We start from the raw sequence: 17,254 nt of genomic DNA, 5'->3' as shown, positions 1-17,254 counted from the left end.
CAGCCAACATCTCAGCTGCCTGTGTCGCCGTCTTCGCGAGCAAGCCCGCTCCCACAAAAGCACAGCAGCCGAGGTGCGCATGAAACCCATCGTCATCATCGGCGCCGGACCTGCCGGAATTCGCGCGGCGCAAGCCCTGGTCGCCCACGGCGTTCGCCCAGTGCTGCTGGACGAAGCTGCACGCGGTGGCGGACAGATTTATCGGCGTCAGCCGATCAACTTCAAGCGTTCGCCAGTCAAGCTGTATGGCTTCGAAGCGCCCAAGGCCAGTGCGTTGCACCAGACCATCGACGAGTTGCGCGAACAGCTCGATTACCGCCCTGAAACCCTGGTGTGGAATGCCGAGGACGGCGCCCTCGACACCTTGCAGGACGGACGTGCCGCACGACTGGAATTTTCCCGGGTGATCGTCGCCACCGGCGCCACCGACCGGATTTTGCCGGTGCCGGGCTGGACGCTACCCGGGGTCTACAGCCTCGGCGCGGCGCAGATCGCCTTGAAGTTTCAGGGTTGCGCCATCGGCGAGCGCGTGGTGTTCGCCGGCAGTGGCCCGCTGCTGTATCTGGTCGCGTATCAATACGCCAAGGCTGGCGCCAAGGTGGTCGCGGTACTCGACAGCTCACCCTTCAGCGCCCAGGCTCGCGCCCTGCCAGGCCTGCTGTCGCAACCGGCCACGCTGGTCAAAGGCATCTACTACCGTGGCTGGCTGACCGCCCACGGCATCCCGGTGCATCAGGGTGCAACCTTGAAGCATGTCGACGGAGATCAACGGGTGCAGGCGCTGATCTGGTCCGACGCAAAAGGCGAACATCGACTGAACTGCGATGCCGTCGCCTTCGCCCACGGCCTGCGCAGCGAAACCCAGCTCGCCGACCTGCTCGGCTGCGAATTTGCCTGGAACCCGCTCAATCGCGCCTGGCTCCCACAACGCGATCGCGCCGGGCGCAGCAGCGTCGCCGAGGTGTACCTGGCCGGTGACGGCGCCGGGGTCATGGGCGCCGACGCCGCGGAAATGGCCGGCGAACGCGCCGCATTGGCGTTGCTCGAAGACATCGGCTACCTGATCCCGACGCAGCGCGCCGCACAGCTTGAACAGGTGCTGGAACGCATCGGCGATTTTCGTCAGGGCCTGGAACGCGCCTTCGCCTTTCCCGAGAACTGGGCCGCCGGCATCGCCGATGACGTGATGGTCTGCCGCTGCGAAGAAGTCCGCGCCGGCGATATTCGTGAAGTGGTGCGCGAGGGTCACTGGGAAATAAATCGGGTCAAGGCCCATTGCCGGGTCGGCATGGGTCGCTGTCAGGGTCGGATGTGCGGCGCGGCGGCAGCGGAGATCATCGCCTGCGAAAGCCAGCGCGCGGTGTCCGACATTGGCCGGCTGCGCGCCCAGGCCCCCATCAAGCCGCTGCCCTTTGGCCTGGAGATCGACGCATGATCGAAGTCGACGCAGTGATCATCGGCGGCGGCATTGTCGGTGCTTCGGCGGCGCTGTTTCTCGGCAAGGCCGGGCGTCGCGTGGTGCTGCTGGAGCGGGACTTCTGCGGTTCGCATTCCAGCGGCGTCAACTACGGTGGCGTCCGCCGCCAGGGCCGACCGTTGTCGCAATTGCCACTGTCGCAACGAGCCCACGCCATCTGGGCGCAGCTGCCGCAATTGATTGGCATCGACGGCGAATATCAACGCAGCGGCCACCTGAAACTCGCCCGCAGTACAGACGATTTGCGTGCCCTGCAAGACTACGCTGCCAGCAGCCAGGGCTTCGGCCTCGACTTGCAGGTGCTGGACCGCACCGAGCTGCGGCGCCGTTTTCCATGGGTGGGAGACGTCGCGGTGGGCGCCTCGTATTGCCCGGATGACGGTCACGCCAATCCGCGTCTGGTATCCCCTGCGTTCGCCCGGGCGGCGCGGCGACACGGTGTGCAGGTACATGAGCAATGCACGGTCACCGCCGTGGAACACGACGGCCAGCGCTTTTGCGTACGCACGCAAAACGGCATGCAGTTGCACGCACCCTGGCTGCTGAACTGCGCCGGGGCTTGGGCAGGCAGCATCGCCGCGCAATTCGGCGAACCGGTGCCGATGCATTCCGGACACCCGGCAATGTTGGTCACCGAACCCCTGCCGTTGGTGATGGATGCCAGCACCGGCGTCGAGGGTGGCGGCATTTACGCGCGACAGGTCGCCCGCGGCAATTGCGTGTTGGGTGGCGGCCAGGGTTTTGCCCTGGACGACGCCCGCGCCCGCCCCGGTCAAGGCGCCGTGCTGGAAATCCTGCGCCAGGCCGTCGAGCTCTATCCGTTTCTTGAAGGTGCCCAGGCGATTCGTACCTGGAGCGGCACCGAGGGTTACCTGCCTGATCGCCAGCCGGTGATCGGCCACAGCCGTACCCAGCCCGGTCTGTTGCATGCGTTCGGTTTTGCCGGCGCCGGTTTCCAGATCGGCCCGGCGGTGGGCCAGGCGCTCACCGAGATCATCTGTAGCGGCGCGTCAAAGACGTCGCTGGATGCGTTTTCCATCACCCGGTTTCACTCCATCTCCGTAGCTTGATAGAGGAAGGTCGCGCCAATGAAAAACCTCAAACGCAACGCACTGCTCGGTTTGTCCTGCATGAGCGCCCTGCTCACCATCACCCAGGCCCACGCCGAACCGACGCTTTACCTGGGCATGAACGGCGGGACCATGGAGCGGCTTTACGCCGACAAGGTACTGCCGGCCTTCGAGAAGGCCAACAACGTCAAAGTGGTGATCGTGCCCGGGACCTCCGCCGATATCCTGGCCAAGGTCCAGGCCAGCAAGGACAACCCACAGATGCATGTGATGTTCCTCGACGACGGCATCATGTACCGCGCCATCGCCATGGGCCTGTGCGACAAACTCGAAAACAACCCGGCCCTGGCGCAGATTCCCGCCAAGGGGCGGATCAAGGATGAAGCGGTAGCCGTCAGTCTCGGCGTCACCGGGCTGGCCTACAACACACGCTTGTTCAAGGAGAAAGGCTGGAGCGCGCCGACCTCGTGGATGGACATGGCTGACCCGCGCTTCAAGGACAAAGTGGTGTTCCAGTCGATGGCCTCCTCCACCTTCGGCCTGCACGGTTTCCTGATGTTCAACCGGATTCAGGGCGGCAGCGAAACCAACGTCGATCCGGGGTTCAAGGCTTGGCCGAACACAGTTGGGCGCAACGTACTGGAATACATCCCGAGTTCGGCGAAGATTTCCGAAATGCTCCAGACCGACGAGGCGGCGCTGTTTCCGCTGACACCGACCCAGGTCACCGCCCTGAAGCTCAAGGGCATGCCAGTGGAATACGCACAACCGAAGGAAGGCGCCGTGGTGCTCAACGTCGCTGAATGCGCCATCGCCAACAACACGCAACCGCCACTGGCGCAAAAACTCGCCGCGTTCCTGCTCACCCCCGAAGCCCAGGCCGCCGCGCTTGAGGACGGCGACCAGATTCCTTCCAACCCCAATACCCCGACCTCCGAGCGAACCCGTGGGCAGGTCGAAGCGATGCAACAATACCTGGAGACCGCAATCGCGGTGGATTGGGATCAGGTCAACGAACAGCGCCCTGCGTGGAATGCACGGTGGAATCGGAGCATCGAGCGATAGGCGACTGACACGACTGCGCTTCACAAACGACGCCCCCTGTAGGAGCGAGCTTGCTCGCGATGGACGTCAACGATAACGCGTGCTGCCTGAGTGCCCGCGCTATCCAGAGTTTTTCGCGAGCAAGCTCGCTCCTACAGGTCTTTCCAAGTGACCGGTCGGAACCGCTCCGACGCGCACCGACACAACTGGAAGCAAATTCCCTGCTCTGGTTACACTATGGCGCCCCGGCTCGGGGGAGCCTGCCCGCACACCAGAGGTGACATCTCAGTGGCCGTTCGACCGCCCAATCGTTCGCGAATCAAATCGCGCTGGCAATCGTTGCGTCGCCTTCTCGGCAAGGCACCGACCGCCGGCAGCACCGAGGCAGGCGAGGCTATCCGCGACTACTTTCGTCACCAGGCCCATTCCCGGGGCTACACCCTCAGTCACAGCCAGCAACGCGTGATCGACTGCATGGCCCGGCATGCCTGCCTGTTGATGGGCACTCCGACGCAAACCCTTCCGGGCCTTTACCTGCATGGTGCCGTGGGGCGTGGCAAGAGCTGGCTGCTCGACGGTTTTTTCCGGGCCGTTCCCCTCGCGCAAAAACAACGCCTGCACTTCCATCAGTTTTTCGCCCAACTGCACCAGGGCATGTTCGAGCATCGCGAACAGCCCGACGCCCTGGCGATCACCCTGGATGCCCTGCTCAGCGATTGCAGGGTGCTGTGTTTCGATGAGTTCCATGTGCACGACATCGGCGATGCGATGCTCATCACCCGGTTGTTCAAGGCACTGTTTCAGCGCGGCATCCTGTTGCTGGTCACCTCCAACTACCCGCCCGCAGGCCTGTTGCCCAATCCGCTGTACCACGCCCGCTTCAAACCGGTGATCGACTTGATCAATGCACGTATGCAGGTCATGGAAGTCGGCGGTCCGCACGACTATCGCAGCCAGGTCCGCAGCCACGCGCAACAGCTGTTCACCCAAGGCCATTATGTGTGGCCGGCCAGCGCGGTGCAGCGGCGTTCGTTGAATCTGCCGGATCGCAGCGCCCCGCCCCTTTCGCTTCCCGTAGGCACCCGGTATTTCCAGGCACGTTTGTGCGATGAGCGCCGCATCGGTTTCACTTTCGCCGACCTGTGCGAGCAGCCTGCGGCCGTGATGGATTACCTGGAGTTGTGCCGCCGCTTCGATCGCTGGATCATCGATGACCTGCCGCGGCTCGCTGAGTGCTCGATGGCCGCCCAACAGCGCTTCATCAACCTCATCGACGTACTGTACGACCAGAACAAGCACCTGACACTGCTCGCACAGCACGCCCTGCGCGAAAGCCTGGACGGCGATGCCATTGACCTGGCTCGCACCCGCAGTCGATTGGGGCAACTGGTGGAAGTCAGCGAGCCGGCCTGAGCGATATTATTTTGTTGTATTGAAGGGCCTCTTCGCGAGCAAGCCCGCTCCCACATTGGAACGCGGTCAACTGTGGGAGCGGGCTTGCTCGCGAAGGCGGCCTGACAGTCGCCACATCTTTCCCGCTATCATGTCGCCCATTTCCAGGGCCACGCGTCCTCTCTTTGGCTAATGGCGAATCTGTTCATGCATACCCTTGCTCAATTGCGTGCCGGCGAGTTGTCAGGCATCACGCGGCTGGATCTGGTCGACGGCCTCACGGAATTCCCTCGGGAAATTTTCGATCTGGCGGACTCGCTGGAAGTACTCAACCTCAGCGGCAATACCTTGAGCGCCCTGCCGGAAGACTTGCATCGCCTGACCCGTCTGCGCGTGCTGTTCTGCTCCGATAACCGTTTCACCGAGTTGCCGGCCTGCCTGGGCCAATGCGCCGCACTGACGATGATCGGCTTCAAGGCCAACCGCATCGCCCACGTGCCCGCTGCGGCACTGCCACCGCTGCTGCGCTGGCTGATCCTGACCGACAACTGCATCGAGACGCTGCCGAGCGCGTTGGGAGAGCGGCCATTCCTGCAAAAGCTCATGCTCGCCGGCAACCGTTTGCACGCGCTGCCGGAGTCGTTGCGTCAGTGCCATCGGCTGGAGCTGATTCGCATCGCCGCCAACCAGTTGACCGAGTTGCCGCATTGGTTGCTGGAATTGCCGAGCCTGACCTGGCTGGCGTACGCCGGTAACCCGCTGGAAACCGAAGCCGACGCCGCGGCCCTTGACGCGACACCGCGCATTGACTGGTCGGCATTGCGCCTGGAGAAAAAACTCGGCGAAGGGGCGTCCGGGGTGATCCATCAGGCCGTCTGGCAACCAGCTGACCAGCCGCCCATGGCCGTTGCGGTGAAGCTCTACAAGGGCGAAATGACCAGCGATGGTTCACCGCTGCACGAGATGAACGCCTGCATCACCGCCGGCCTGCACCCGAACCTGATCCGCGTCGAGGGGCGAATTGTCGATCACCCGCAGCAAACCGCCGGGCTGGTGATGCAACTGATCGCACCGAGTTACCGTAACCTCGCCGCACTGCCGAGCCTGGCGTCGTGCAGCCGCGACATCTACCCCGACGACTTGCGTTTCAGTGCGTCCGTGGCGCTGCGCATTGCCTCGGGCATTGCCTCGGTGGCCGAACACCTGCACAGCCATGGCATCACCCACGGCGACCTCTACGGGCACAATATCCTGTGGAATGAGCAGGGAGATTGCTTGCTGGGGGACTTTGGCGCGGCGTCGTTCCACGGGATTTCCGACAGCCTTGAAAGCCGTGCCTTGCAGCGGATCGAGGTGCGGGCGTTCGGGGTGTTGCTGGGGGAGTTGCTGGCACGGATCGACTCGGGGTTGAGCGATGAACGGCGTAGGGTGCTGGAAGATCTGGAGCGGCGTTGCTGTCAGCCGCAGGTGCTGGGGCGGCCGGGGTTTGATGAAGTTGTTCAGAAATTAGCTGAGTTCAAATTGTAAATACAAAACAATGTGGCGAGGGGGCTTGTCGGACCGCCGCACCGCCCCGTTCGGTTGCGCAGCAGCCGTCGCTTTTGGGACGGCTTCGCCGTCCAACGGGGGCAAGCCCCCTCGCCACAAGTCAGATCAAGACCAGTTCGATCAACCCGCCAACCCGACAAACATGTCCTGCACGTCATCATGGTTATCGAGGCCTTCGAGGAAGGCTTCGACTTCGGCCATCTGCTCATCGCTCAGGCCGCTGACCGGGTTTTTCGGCTGGTAGCCCAGTTTGGCCGACAGCACGGTGAAGCCTTGTTCCGGCAGGGCTTTCTGTACCGCGTCGAGGTCGGTCGGTTCGGTCAGGAACAGGGTTGCACCCTCTTCACCCGGTTCGAAATCCTGCGCACCGGCTTCGATGGCGGCCATTTCCGGGTCGGCGTCCGGGGTGTCCGGCGATGCTTCGATCATGCCGACATGGTTGAAGTCCCAGGCCACCGAACCGGAAGCGCCCAGTTGGCCCTTGCGGAACGCCACGCGGATTTCGGCAACGGTGCGGTTGATGTTGTCGGTCACGCACTCGACGATCAACGGCACCTGATGCGGGGCGAACCCTTCATAGGTCACGCGATGGTATTGCACGGTCTCGCCCAACAGGCCCGCGCCCTTCTTGATGGCGCGATCCAGTGTTTCCTTGGGCATCGAAGCTTTCTTGGCCTGTTCAACGACCAGGCGCAAGTGCGCGTTGGTCGCAACATCAGCGCCGTTGCGCGCAGCAATGGTGATTTCCTTCACCAGTTTGCCGAAGATCTTGCCCTTGGCATTGGCTGCCGCTTCTTTGTGTTTAACCTTCCACTGTGCGCCCATTTCTCACTCTCTTATCTGTGACATCTGTGGCGTCGAGACAACCATTGGCCGACGCTTTGCGCAAGTTTATACGGCCTAAAGTTGGCAATCGACCAAAAAATCCCGACTGGCATCGACATCTTCACCAGCGGTTGTAGGGGGATTCTGAAATGCCGCTTTGGCCTGTCCGCAATGTGCCGGGGTTTCGTACGCTTTGCACCCTATTCAACGGCGGCAGCGTGTTCGATGCACAACGACAAGGAAAGTCCCACCACCCTGACGCTTCTCGATGACGACCTGAGTTTCCAGGTAGTCCGGTTCAGCGGTCACGAAGCACTCAACCAGCCCTATCGATTCGACATCGAGGTTATCGGCCTGGCACCGGCCTTGAACCTTGAACGATTGCTGCACCAGCCGGCGTTCCTCGAATTCGGCCACGACCAGGGCCTGCATGGCGTGCTGCACAGCGCCGGGTGTGAACATCGAAGCGCACACCGGGTCGCTTACAAACTGGTACTGGTGTCCCGTCTCCAGGCGCTGGAGCAGCAACGCCGCCGACGGATTTTCCAGCGCGCCAGCGTGCCCATGATCTTGCGCCAGTTGCTCGAGGAACATGGGCTGCCCGCCAGCAGTTATCGCTTCGAACTGGCAACCGGGCACTATCCCCTGCGCCCGTTTTGCATTCAGTACGAAGAAACCGACCTGGCGTTGTTGCAACGACTGTGCGAGGAAGAAGGCATCCACTACCACTTCGAGCATCAACGCGACGGCCATGTACTGGTGTTGGCCGATGACAGCCTGAGTTTCCCCCAGGAGCCGCTGCTCATGCCGCTGCGCAGCGACGCACTCGACGATCATCACCAACCTGTGATCAGCGAATTGTTCCAGCGCCATGATGCCTCGCTCCCTCCTGTGCGCCCAGGTGCGAGGAATCCTGGTGCAGCGGACATCAGCGACGGCGCAGCCAATCACTCGTTCACCACTCACGAACAGCAGCATCGCGACCAGCTCAGCCGGCGACAGCTGGAACGCCTGCGGTGCCGGCACCTGCAAATACACGGTCAAAGCAACCTGGGAGCATTACGCAGCGGCCGGATCGTGCAGGTGGCCGGCCATCCTTTGGCGAATTTCAATGATCAATGGTTGGTGACCGAAATAAGCCATCAGGGGGGCCAACCATCGATTTTGCTCGACGAGTCAGCAGGCATGGCCTTGGGTTACCGCAATCAATTCAGCGCCATCCCCTGGTCGACGGTGTTCAGGCCCGCGCTTAAACAACCCAGGCCGAGCATTCCCGGGTATCAGCCCGGCCAGGTGTGCGGCCCGGTCGGACAGCCGCCGACTGTGGACGAGGATGGCCGGATTCGAGTGATCCTCTGGCCTGCCACAGATTCAGCCACAGAGTCGTTGTCCCGCGGCCTGTGGCTGCCCTTGGCGCTGACCACGGCCGAGGACTGGATCGATCCGTCCCGCTTGCCCGTGGCCGGCAGTGAAGTACAGGTGATTTTCCTCGACAGTGACCCGGATCGCCCGGTGCTCTGTACGGCGTTGGGCCCTCGGCCACAATCTCTACACCCACCGCCCCGTGAACCCCGGGGCGATACCCGCCTGCTGTTCGACTGGTTGCTCCACCGTCCTTGAGCGTGATCGCGGTCCACAGCCCGGTGTAACCGCCGCCGATGTACACATCGGCGACGAGGAACAGGATTCAGGTACGCAGGGGTTTGATGTTCATCGCCCGATCGGGCGCGCAGGGATGCTTGGTTTTCAGGCCGCCGGGGCGGCTGTTCCAGTGCGGGATCAGCACCAGCGCCGAGAACATCGCGCAGCCGGCGAAAACAATGAACACGGTGACCGAGTCGAAGTAACCCGGCAGCAGTCCGCCGAGCACCGCCCCGACGGAACCGCAACCGTTGACGAACCCGGCCGCCGTCGCACCGGCCTTGGCCGTGCCGAAATCGATCGCCGCCGCGCCGCTGATCATCGAGTCCGGCCCGTAGAGGGTCAGGCCCATGACGAACAAGAGCGCCACCACCAGGACCACACTGCCGGTATGCAGGGCGCCCATGAACAATGCCAGGGTCACGGTGAGTGCCAACAGACTGAGTACGCAAGCTGGCATGCGCCGGGCGCCGAACAGTTTGTCCGAGGCCAGGCCGATCATGATCGGCCCGAGCAACCCGGCCAGTTCGAACGAGGTCGGAATGATCGCCGCACCGACCTTGCCCACCGAAGGCATCTGTTCGAAGACGATCACCGGTCCCCACAGCAGAATCGCGTAGCGCGCCGGCTTCAACATGAAGTACGCCAGCCCAAGAACCAGCACCGTGCGGTTGCGCAGGATTTCCTTGAGTGGCACCCAGATACTGATTTTGCTTTGGGCAAGGGCTTCTTCAGCGGTCAGTTCGGGCTCCGGCTCCACAGCCGGCAAGCCGACGTCTTCAGGTTTGTTGCGCTGGAAAATAAAAAACAGCACGGCGACCAGCCCAACCACCGCCGCACTGGAAACAAACGCCGCATGCCAGGTGCCGATGAGCGTATAGGCCCACCAGCCGGCAAACGGCGACGCCACGAGCCCGCCAAAGGCGTAACAGGAACTCCACAGGCCCAATACCCGACCGCGCTGTTCGGAGGGAAAGAAACTGCCCAGGTTCTTGCACAATCCCGACCAGCCGGTGGACTGCGCCAGCCCTTGTATCAGCATGCAGGTAGCAAAAATCGGTAACGTTGCGAAGTTGCCCATCACCAGCGCCGCACCCGCGGAAATCAGCAACCCGCCCAGCACCACCACCCGCGGACCGAAGCGGTCGGCCAGGATGCCCCAGGTGAACTGCCCCACGGCGTAAGCCGTCAGGTAGATGGCATCGAGGTTGGCCATGGCCATTTTGTCGAGCATGAAGGTCGGGTCTTCGGCGATGCCGAGTTTGGCCACCGAGAAGGCTTTGCGGGTGAAGTAGAAAGCGGCGTAAGCGAGCCAGGTGATCGCGAAGATCTGCACGCGCCAACGCTTGATGGTGCCGATGTGCTTGTTCATTGTGGTTCTGACCTCAGGGTGTGAGTGTGCCGGCAGAATTGGAAGCAAACGCCTGTTTTTTTATTGTTGAGCACTGCGATATCGCCCTGTCCCTACGGCGGATACCGGTCAGATGAGTCCTGTTTTGCACGCCCAGGCTCATGGCACCCGCTGCGGTTCGACTGACCGGTCAACGGGGCTGAGAGTGATAAAAACAATTACTGTTTAATAAGTGAAATCGATTTATCGTATTTCCAAAATAAGCTTTGCTTGTTACTGGAGATATCGATGTCGGTTTCCCACGCCCAACTCAAAGCGTTCCATGCCGTTGCGGTACATGGAAGCTTTACCAAAGCCGCCGAGCGGCTATTTCTGACGCAGCCGGCGATTTCCGACCAAGTGCGCAAACTTGAAGAGCGCTACGGTGTTTTGCTGTTTCACCGCAACAAACGTTCGGTACGCCTGACCGATCTGGGCGAACGCCTGCTGAGCGTTACCCAGCGGCTTTTTGTGATTGAGGCCGAAGCCCAGGAACTGCTGCAGGATTCCCAGGCCCTGCAGACCGGCAGCCTGATTCTGGCGGTGGATGCGCCGGTGCACGTGCTGCCGCAGATTGCCCGATTCTGCGAACGCTACCCGGGGATCAGCGTGAAGATCGAAACCGGCAACACCGATGAGTCGCTGTTCCGACTGTTCAACTATCAGGCCGACCTGGCGTTGCTGGGCCGTGACGTCAGTGACGAACGCCTGATCTCCCTGCCCCTGCGCAATGACCCGATGGTGGCGTTCGTGTCGCGCAATCATCCGTGGGCCGACCGTGAATCCATCACCCTCGCCGACCTCGATGACACACCGCTGGTACTGCGGGAAATCGGTTCGGTGACGCGCCAGACCCTGGAAGAGGAAATGGCCGGCGCCGGGCTGCGCATTCGTCCGGCGATCCAGGTTGAAGGCCGGGAAGCTGCGCGTGAAGCGGTAGTGGTCGGGATTGGCATCGGCGTGGTGTCGGCGGCCGAATTCGGCGCCGACTCACGGGTATGCGCCTTGCCGATTACCGATTGCAAACGCCGCCTGACGGAAACCCTGGTGTGCTTGCGCGAGCAGAGTTCGCGGCGCATCGTGGCGACGTTTCTTGGGATGGTTCGCGAGAGTCTTGTGTAGGCAGGGCCGGCCTCTTCGCGAGCAAGCCCGCTCCCACATTTGACCGAGCTCCTACTGGAGGAATGCGATCATCTGTGGGAGCGGGCTTGCTCGCGAATGCAGGCGACTCGGTCTACCTGACGCGCGCCAACCCCAAAAAAGCCTGAATCAACCGCAAATCCCGCCGCCGCTCCATGCACCCGATCATGTGCCGGTTCACCAACCCCTCGCCAATGATCGGCACCGCCGCCACTCGCGGGTCGTGGCTGACTTCCACCGACGACACCACCCCCACCCCCAGTTCGGCGGCCACCGCCTCGGTCACCGCTTCGCGGCTGTCCAGTTCCAGCAGCACCCGCGGATTGACCCTGGCCTGGGCGCAAGCCTCATCGAAGGTGCGCCGGGTAATCGAACTCGGTTCACGCAGCACCATGATCACCTGATCCAGCTCCTTGAGCTGTACGCCATTGGTCTTCTGCGCCCAAGGGTGTCCGTCGGGTACCAGCGCACAAATCCGTGATTCGTTCAGTGCCTGTAAATGCAAACCCTTACGAGGCTCGATTTCGGTCAGCACCGCCACGTCGGCATGTTCGGACAGCAGCGCCGCCAGGGTTTCCTGGGCGTTGCCCAGGCGCAGGTTCACCGTGATCCCCGGATAACGCGCACGCAGGCTGGCAAGCATTGGCATGACCATGTGCGGACCATCCGCCGCCACCTCCAGGCGCCCGGTCAACAATTGCCGGTTGGCTTCGAGCATCACCTGCGCCTCCTCGGCCAGGCCGAACATCGCCCGGGTGATCGCCGCCAGCTTGGTGCCCTCCTCCGTCAGTTCCACACGTCGGGCGGTGCGGCGCAGCAGGGTGATCTGGTAGTGCTCTTCCAGCGCCTTGATGTGCCCGGTGACCGCCGGCTGGCTGATGAACAGCCGCGCCGCCGCCCGGGTAAAACTGCCTTCCCGGGCCACGGCATCGAAGGCACGGAGCTGAAACAGGTTCATGAATAACCCTCACTGATGGCTGGCATAACAATAAACAATTTGATTGATAACACGGCAAATTGCAATTTAAGCCCCGTAGCTTCACCCCATCGATTGCGAGGACACGAAAATGAGTGCTGCCGAACCCATCCTGCTCACCCCCGGCCCGTTGACCACTTCGGCCCGCACCCGTCAGGCGATGATGATCGACTGGGGTTCATGGGATGACCGCTTCAATCAACTGACCGCCAGCCTCTGCGAGCAATTGCTGGCGATCGTCAACGGCGCCGCGACCCACCACTGTGTGCCCTTGCAAGGCAGTGGCACCTTCGCCGTCGAGGCCGCGATTGGCACCCTGGTGCCTCGCGATGGCAAGGTTCTGGTACTGATCAACGGCGCCTACGGCAAACGCCTGGCGAAAATCTGCGAAGTGCTGGGCCGTTCCTTCAGCACCTTCGAAACCGCCGAAGACGAACCGACCACCGCTGCCGACGTCGACCGCCTGCTGCGCGCCGACGACGGCATCACCCACGTCGCCCTGATTCACTGCGAAACCAGCACTGGCATCCTAAATCCGCTGCCGGAGATCGCCCAGGTCGTCGCACAACACGGCAAACGCCTGATCATCGACGCCATGAGTTCCTTCGGTGCCTTGCCGGTGGACGCGCAACAAGTGCCGTTCGACGCCCTGATCGCCGCCTCGGGCAAATGCCTGGAAGGCGTGCCAGGCATGGGTTTTGTCTTCGCTCGCAAAGAATCCCTGGCCAGCGCCGCCGGCAACTCGCATTCGCTGGCGATGGACCTGCAGGACCAGCACGCCTACATGGCCAAGACCGGCCAGTGGCGCTTCACCCCGCCGACCCACGTGGTTGCGGCGCTGCACGAAGCCCTGCTGCAATACAACGAAGAAGGCGGCTTGCCGGCCCGGCACGAACGCTACGCCGCCAACTGCCAGGCTCTCATGGAAGAGATGGGCAACCTGGGGTTGCGCAGCTTCCTGCCGGCGGCCATTCAGGCGCCCATCATCGCCACCTTCCACGCCCCGAAAGATCCTCGCTACCAGTTCAAGGAATTCTACGAGCGGGTCAAGGCCAAGGGTTACATCCTCTACCCCGGCAAACTGACCCAGGTCGAAACCTTCCGCGTCGGCTGCATCGGACATGTGCAACCGGCCGAGATGCGCGAAGCCGTGGCCGCGATTGGCGAGGTGTTGCGCGAGATGGAAGTGCTGGAGATCTAACCCACACCGCATTCCCCTGTGGGAGCGGGCTTGCTCGCGAAGACGGACCGACATTCAACGTAGATGTCGGCTGACACACCGCTTTCGCGAGCAAGCCCGCTCCCACCAAAAGCAGCTTCCCTATTAGCCAGTTGCCACAGGACTTGATCACCATGAACTACTCCAACCCAAGCAAACTCCAGGCCGCCATCCTCGACTGGGCCGGCACCGTGGTCGACTTCGGCTCCTTCGCCCCGACGCAGATTTTCGTCGAGGCGTTCGCCGAGTTCGACGTCCAGGTGTCCATCGAAGAAGCCCGTGGCCCGATGGGCATGGGCAAGTGGGACCACATCCGCACCCTGTGCGATCTGCCGGAAGTTGCCGAGCGTTATCGCAAAGTCTTCGGCCGCACACCGACCGACGACGACGTCACCGCGATTTACCAGCGTTTCATGCCGCTGCAGATCGAGAAAATCGCCGAACACTCCGCATTGATTCCGGGCGCTCTGGAGACCATCGCCAACCTGCGCGAGCAAGGGATCAAGATCGGCTCCTGCTCCGGTTATCCGAAACAGGTCATGGACAAGGTGGTCGAACTGGCTGCCACCAACGGCTATGTGGCCGATCACGTGGTGGCCACCGACGAAGTCCCGAATGGCCGCCCATGGCCCGCCCAGGCACTGGCCAACGTCATCGCCCTGGGCATCGACGATGTTGCCGCGTGCGTGAAGATCGATGACACCGTGCCGGGCATTCTCGAAGGTCGCCGCGCCGGCATGTGGACCGTGGCGCTGATCTGCTCGGGCAATGCCCTGGGCCTGGATTACGAAGGTTATCGCGCGCTGGGCAGCGACCAACTGGACAGCGAGCGCAAGCGCATCCATGGGATGTTCGAAGATTCGCGCCCGCACTACATGATCGACACCATCACCGATCTGCCGCAAGTGATCGCCGACATCAACAAGCGCCTGGCCAACGGCGAAATGCCGCAAAGCCAATGACAAAAAGCCGTAGTACCTGGATGGGTACTACGGCTTTTTTAATGCCATCGAATTATCGCGAAATCAATTATCGCTCGTCACTATCAAGAGACAAGTAGCTCTCAACATCAGTCTCATCCTCGATAATCAACGCCTCTCCTTCGCCTTCTCCAACGTGTGTTTGAGTCAAGACCTCTTCAACTTCCTCTGGCTTAACACCTTCGGCACTTTCGTCGGGTAATGACTGTTCGGCGCCCTGCCCCTCGCCACCGGATGGAATCAGTTGTGTGTCATCAATAAGGCCAACCTGCTGTCCCGATGCATCAATGACAACCCCATCAGGGTAAAACGTCAAACCATCAAATTCGAGCGAGCCATCAGCGTACTGAATAGCTCCGTTGTTGAATTCCCTGGTACCGTCAGACCACAGTCTTCCCCAAGTGTACTCACTCACTTCGCCGCGGACTCCGTTCACATTGTCACTCATGCTCATTCCTTTGATAGCAAAATCAATAAATTCCAAAAGCATGGCAACCTCCTTAAATCAGCCGCCACGCCAGATAAATATCAATCAACTACCTGACTCACTCAAGCCTGAAACTGAAAATACGGCACAATCAGAATCCCCCTACGCCTGACCTTGGTTTTTCTAACAGGGTTCGACCTCTTTCTTTACGTTGAAACCTGAAATCACTTCGAGCGCGACCGAAAAGCCAACCGCGAGTCAGGCAATCCCGGTGAAACAGGATTACAGTTAGAACACACCGTCGGACAAGAGCGGTGGCTTTAAACCGGACCTCTGAGGAACACCGTATGCCGTGGAAAAACTCTGCCTCGCGCTACAGCACCGTATCGATCACGCTGCATTGGTTGATGCTGGTCCTGCTGGCGCTGGTTTACGCCTGTATCGAGTTTCGCGGGCTCTTTCCCAAGGGCAGTGGTGGGCGCACGCTAATCGTCGAATCACACTTCATGCTCGGCCTGACCGTATTCGTCCTGGTCTGGCTGCGATTGTTCGCACGCAGTCTCGGCCCGGCACCGCAGGTCTTCCCCGCTTCGCCGCCGTGGCAAACGACGCTGGCCAGGCTGATGCACTGGGCGCTGTACATTTTCATGATCGTCACGCCGATTCTCGGCTGGCTGGTCACCAGCGCCAAAGGCAATCAGGTGATGTTCTACGGTTTCGACCTGCCGATGCCGATCGCGGAAAACAAGGACCTGGCCAAACAACTCCAGGACTGGCACGAGCTCGGCGGCACTATCGGCTATTGGCTGATCGGCCTGCATGCCGTGGCCGCGCTTTATCACCATTATGTGGTGGGCGATAACACCTTGCTGCGGATGATGCCCAAAGGCGAAACCCGCGATAGCTGAACTGGACGGCAACCCGAGATGTGGGAGCGAGCTTGCTCGCGATGGCGGTGTGTCAGTCGACAAATGTTCTGAAGGCAATACCCTCATCGCGAGCAAGCTCGCTCCCACATTGATTTGCGGTGCGCTTCAGGCTTGTGAATCAAACCCTCGCCGCCCCTGCAAGCCGCCGGTGTGGACGAAGATCAGTCGCGTACCTTGGGCGAACCGGCCCGTTTCGACTTGTTGCTTGAGTGCCAGCAGTGCCTTGCCGGTGTACAGCGGCTCCAGTGGAAGATTTCCCGCCTGCTCTGTCTGTTCGATAAAGTCGAGTAACAGTGGGTCAACCTTGGCAAACCCACCACGACTCGCATCGACTAACTCATACACGGCATCAACCACCCCCGCCTCCTGCACGATCCGCTCGACCTGCTGCGCCACCCCATGATCGTCAGGCACCGCCAGGGCACCGTACACCGGGTGATCCCCCGCTTCGGCGAGTACCAGGCCTGCCAGCGTCGTGCCGGTTCCGCAGGCCAGCCACCAGCCGTCGTAGTCGTTCCAGCCCAGGCTCTGCAATTGTGCGCAGACAGCAGCCCGCAATGGCCTGCAACCCAGGGCACCTGGTAAACCACCTCCCCCTTCAGGCACCGGGTGCAAGGTCGGGTAGCGGGTTTGCCAGGGGTGCCAGAAACCGGCTTCGTGCCTCGCTCGATAGCCGGCGTAACCCAGCCAGTGCAACTGCATGCCGAACGCCTGCAAGTCGTTGACCGTCGGGGTTTGCTGAGGGTGGCCGCGCAACAGGCCGACGGTGGCAAAGCCGAAACGCCTGCCCGCCGCCGCCAGGGCGTGGAGGTGATTGGAATGCGCGCCACCGAGACTGATGATGCCCTCGGCCCCCGCGCGGTCGGCGGTCTTCAGGTGTTCGATCAGCTTGAACCATTTGTTGCCGCTGATCAGCGGATCGATCTGGTCCAGTCGCAGGATGGCCACCTCGATGCCGGCGTGTGTGAGCCAGTCGAGGTGAAGGCGTTCGAGGGGGGCCTGGGGTAGCCAGGTGTCGGGAGGGAGAAGCATCAATGCCGGCTCTGGGTGAAGAGCCGGCATGTTATCATCTGATTTGTGGCGAGGGAGCTTGCTCCCGCTCGCCTGCGCAGCAGGCGCAAACCCGGAACACTCGATACTTCTGATGTGCCGGACCTACCGATTTTGGGCCGCTTCGCGGCCCAGCGGGAGCAAGC

General features: G+C 61.7%; 15 protein-coding genes. 10 read left to right on the top strand and 5 right to left on the bottom strand.

Annotation, left to right across the window (positions count from 1 at the left end; all coding sequences use genetic code 11):
• Positions 1 to 79 precede the first annotated feature (79 nt).
• The 5 genes from KW846_RS16300 to KW846_RS16280 all read left to right on the top strand — a co-directional run bounded on the left by KW846_RS16300 (position 80) and on the right by KW846_RS16280 (position 6,510).
• The gene (locus KW846_RS16300; RefSeq protein ID WP_218483454.1) at positions 80 to 1,435 is read left to right on the top strand and encodes an NAD(P)/FAD-dependent oxidoreductase; all 1,356 of its coding nucleotides are present in this window, start codon (positions 80 to 82) and stop codon (positions 1,433 to 1,435) included.
• Complete coding sequence (locus KW846_RS16295; protein ID WP_218483451.1) at positions 1,432 to 2,547, top strand: FAD-binding oxidoreductase; 1,116 nt, start codon at positions 1,432 to 1,434, stop codon at positions 2,545 to 2,547. Before KW846_RS16300 ends, KW846_RS16295 begins: the two co-directional genes overlap by 4 nt.
• An 18-nt stretch (positions 2,548 to 2,565) precedes the next feature.
• The gene (locus tag KW846_RS16290) at positions 2,566 to 3,612 is read left to right on the top strand and encodes an ABC transporter substrate-binding protein (RefSeq protein WP_218483448.1); all 1,047 of its coding nucleotides are present in this window, start codon (positions 2,566 to 2,568) and stop codon (positions 3,610 to 3,612) included.
• Positions 3,613 to 3,879: 267 nt separating this feature from the next.
• Entirely contained in the window at positions 3,880 to 5,004 is a 1,125-nt protein-coding gene (gene zapE, locus KW846_RS16285) for a cell division protein ZapE (protein WP_218483446.1), read from the top strand.
• Between the two features lie 186 nt (positions 5,005 to 5,190).
• On the top strand, positions 5,191 to 6,510 hold the full coding sequence (locus KW846_RS16280; protein WP_218483444.1) for a leucine-rich repeat-containing protein kinase family protein: 1,320 nt from the start codon (positions 5,191 to 5,193) through the stop codon (positions 6,508 to 6,510).
• 141 nt (positions 6,511 to 6,651) lie between these two features.
• Here the strand turns inward: KW846_RS16280 and KW846_RS16275 are convergent, their stop codons facing one another.
• Positions 6,652 to 7,356, bottom strand: coding sequence for a YebC/PmpR family DNA-binding transcriptional regulator (locus KW846_RS16275; RefSeq protein ID WP_007976978.1), 705 nt, complete (start codon positions 7,354 to 7,356; stop codon positions 6,652 to 6,654).
• 225 nt (positions 7,357 to 7,581) lie between these two features.
• Here KW846_RS16275 and KW846_RS16270 point away from each other — a divergent pair, with 225 nt between their 5' ends.
• Positions 7,582 to 8,976 carry a type VI secretion system Vgr family protein gene (locus KW846_RS16270; RefSeq protein ID WP_218483441.1) on the top strand — a complete coding sequence of 465 codons (1,395 nt, stop codon included), beginning with the start codon at positions 7,582 to 7,584 and terminating at the stop codon, positions 8,974 to 8,976.
• Between the two features lie 67 nt (positions 8,977 to 9,043).
• Here KW846_RS16270 and KW846_RS16265 read toward each other — a convergent pair whose 3' ends face one another.
• The gene (locus tag KW846_RS16265; protein WP_007976973.1) at positions 9,044 to 10,369 is read right to left on the bottom strand and encodes an MFS transporter; all 1,326 of its coding nucleotides are present in this window, start codon (positions 10,367 to 10,369) and stop codon (positions 9,044 to 9,046) included.
• Between the two features lie 267 nt (positions 10,370 to 10,636).
• Between KW846_RS16265 and KW846_RS16260 the strand changes: the two genes are divergently transcribed.
• Entirely contained in the window at positions 10,637 to 11,509 is an 873-nt protein-coding gene (locus KW846_RS16260) for a LysR family transcriptional regulator (protein ID WP_218483439.1), read from the top strand.
• 112 nt (positions 11,510 to 11,621) lie between these two features.
• On the opposite strand, the gene KW846_RS16255 is transcribed toward KW846_RS16260, so the two are convergent.
• Positions 11,622 to 12,485 (bottom strand): LysR substrate-binding domain-containing protein, encoded by an 864-nt coding sequence (locus KW846_RS16255; RefSeq protein WP_218483437.1) that lies wholly within the window; start codon positions 12,483 to 12,485, stop codon positions 11,622 to 11,624.
• Between the two features lie 109 nt (positions 12,486 to 12,594).
• Here KW846_RS16255 and KW846_RS16250 point away from each other — a divergent pair, with 109 nt between their 5' ends.
• Entirely contained in the window at positions 12,595 to 13,704 is a 1,110-nt protein-coding gene (locus tag KW846_RS16250; RefSeq protein WP_218483435.1) for a 2-aminoethylphosphonate--pyruvate transaminase, read from the top strand.
• 152 nt (positions 13,705 to 13,856) lie between these two features.
• Positions 13,857 to 14,684, top strand: a complete 828-nt coding sequence (gene phnX / locus KW846_RS16245) for a phosphonoacetaldehyde hydrolase (protein WP_218483433.1) — start codon at positions 13,857 to 13,859, stop codon at positions 14,682 to 14,684.
• Positions 14,685 to 14,751: 67 nt separating this feature from the next.
• On the opposite strand, the gene KW846_RS16240 is transcribed toward phnX, so the two are convergent.
• Positions 14,752 to 15,192, bottom strand: coding sequence for a hypothetical protein (locus tag KW846_RS16240; RefSeq protein WP_218483431.1), 441 nt, complete (start codon positions 15,190 to 15,192; stop codon positions 14,752 to 14,754).
• Between the two features lie 284 nt (positions 15,193 to 15,476).
• Between KW846_RS16240 and KW846_RS16235 the strand changes: the two genes are divergently transcribed.
• The gene (locus KW846_RS16235; protein WP_218483429.1) at positions 15,477 to 16,037 is read left to right on the top strand and encodes a cytochrome b; all 561 of its coding nucleotides are present in this window, start codon (positions 15,477 to 15,479) and stop codon (positions 16,035 to 16,037) included.
• A gap of 126 nt (positions 16,038 to 16,163) precedes the next feature.
• Here KW846_RS16235 and KW846_RS16230 read toward each other — a convergent pair whose 3' ends face one another.
• Complete coding sequence (locus tag KW846_RS16230) at positions 16,164 to 17,090, bottom strand: 1-aminocyclopropane-1-carboxylate deaminase/D-cysteine desulfhydrase (RefSeq protein WP_218483427.1); 927 nt, start codon at positions 17,088 to 17,090, stop codon at positions 16,164 to 16,166.
• Positions 17,091 to 17,254: the final 164 nt, after the last annotated feature.

It is taken from the genome of Pseudomonas sp. PDM32 (assembly GCF_019219225.1).
GTDB lineage: Bacteria > Pseudomonadota > Gammaproteobacteria > Pseudomonadales > Pseudomonadaceae > Aquipseudomonas > Aquipseudomonas laurylsulfatiphila.
Note: the sequence above shows the minus strand (reverse complement) of the source record. Positions and strands in the feature narration are given on the sequence as shown.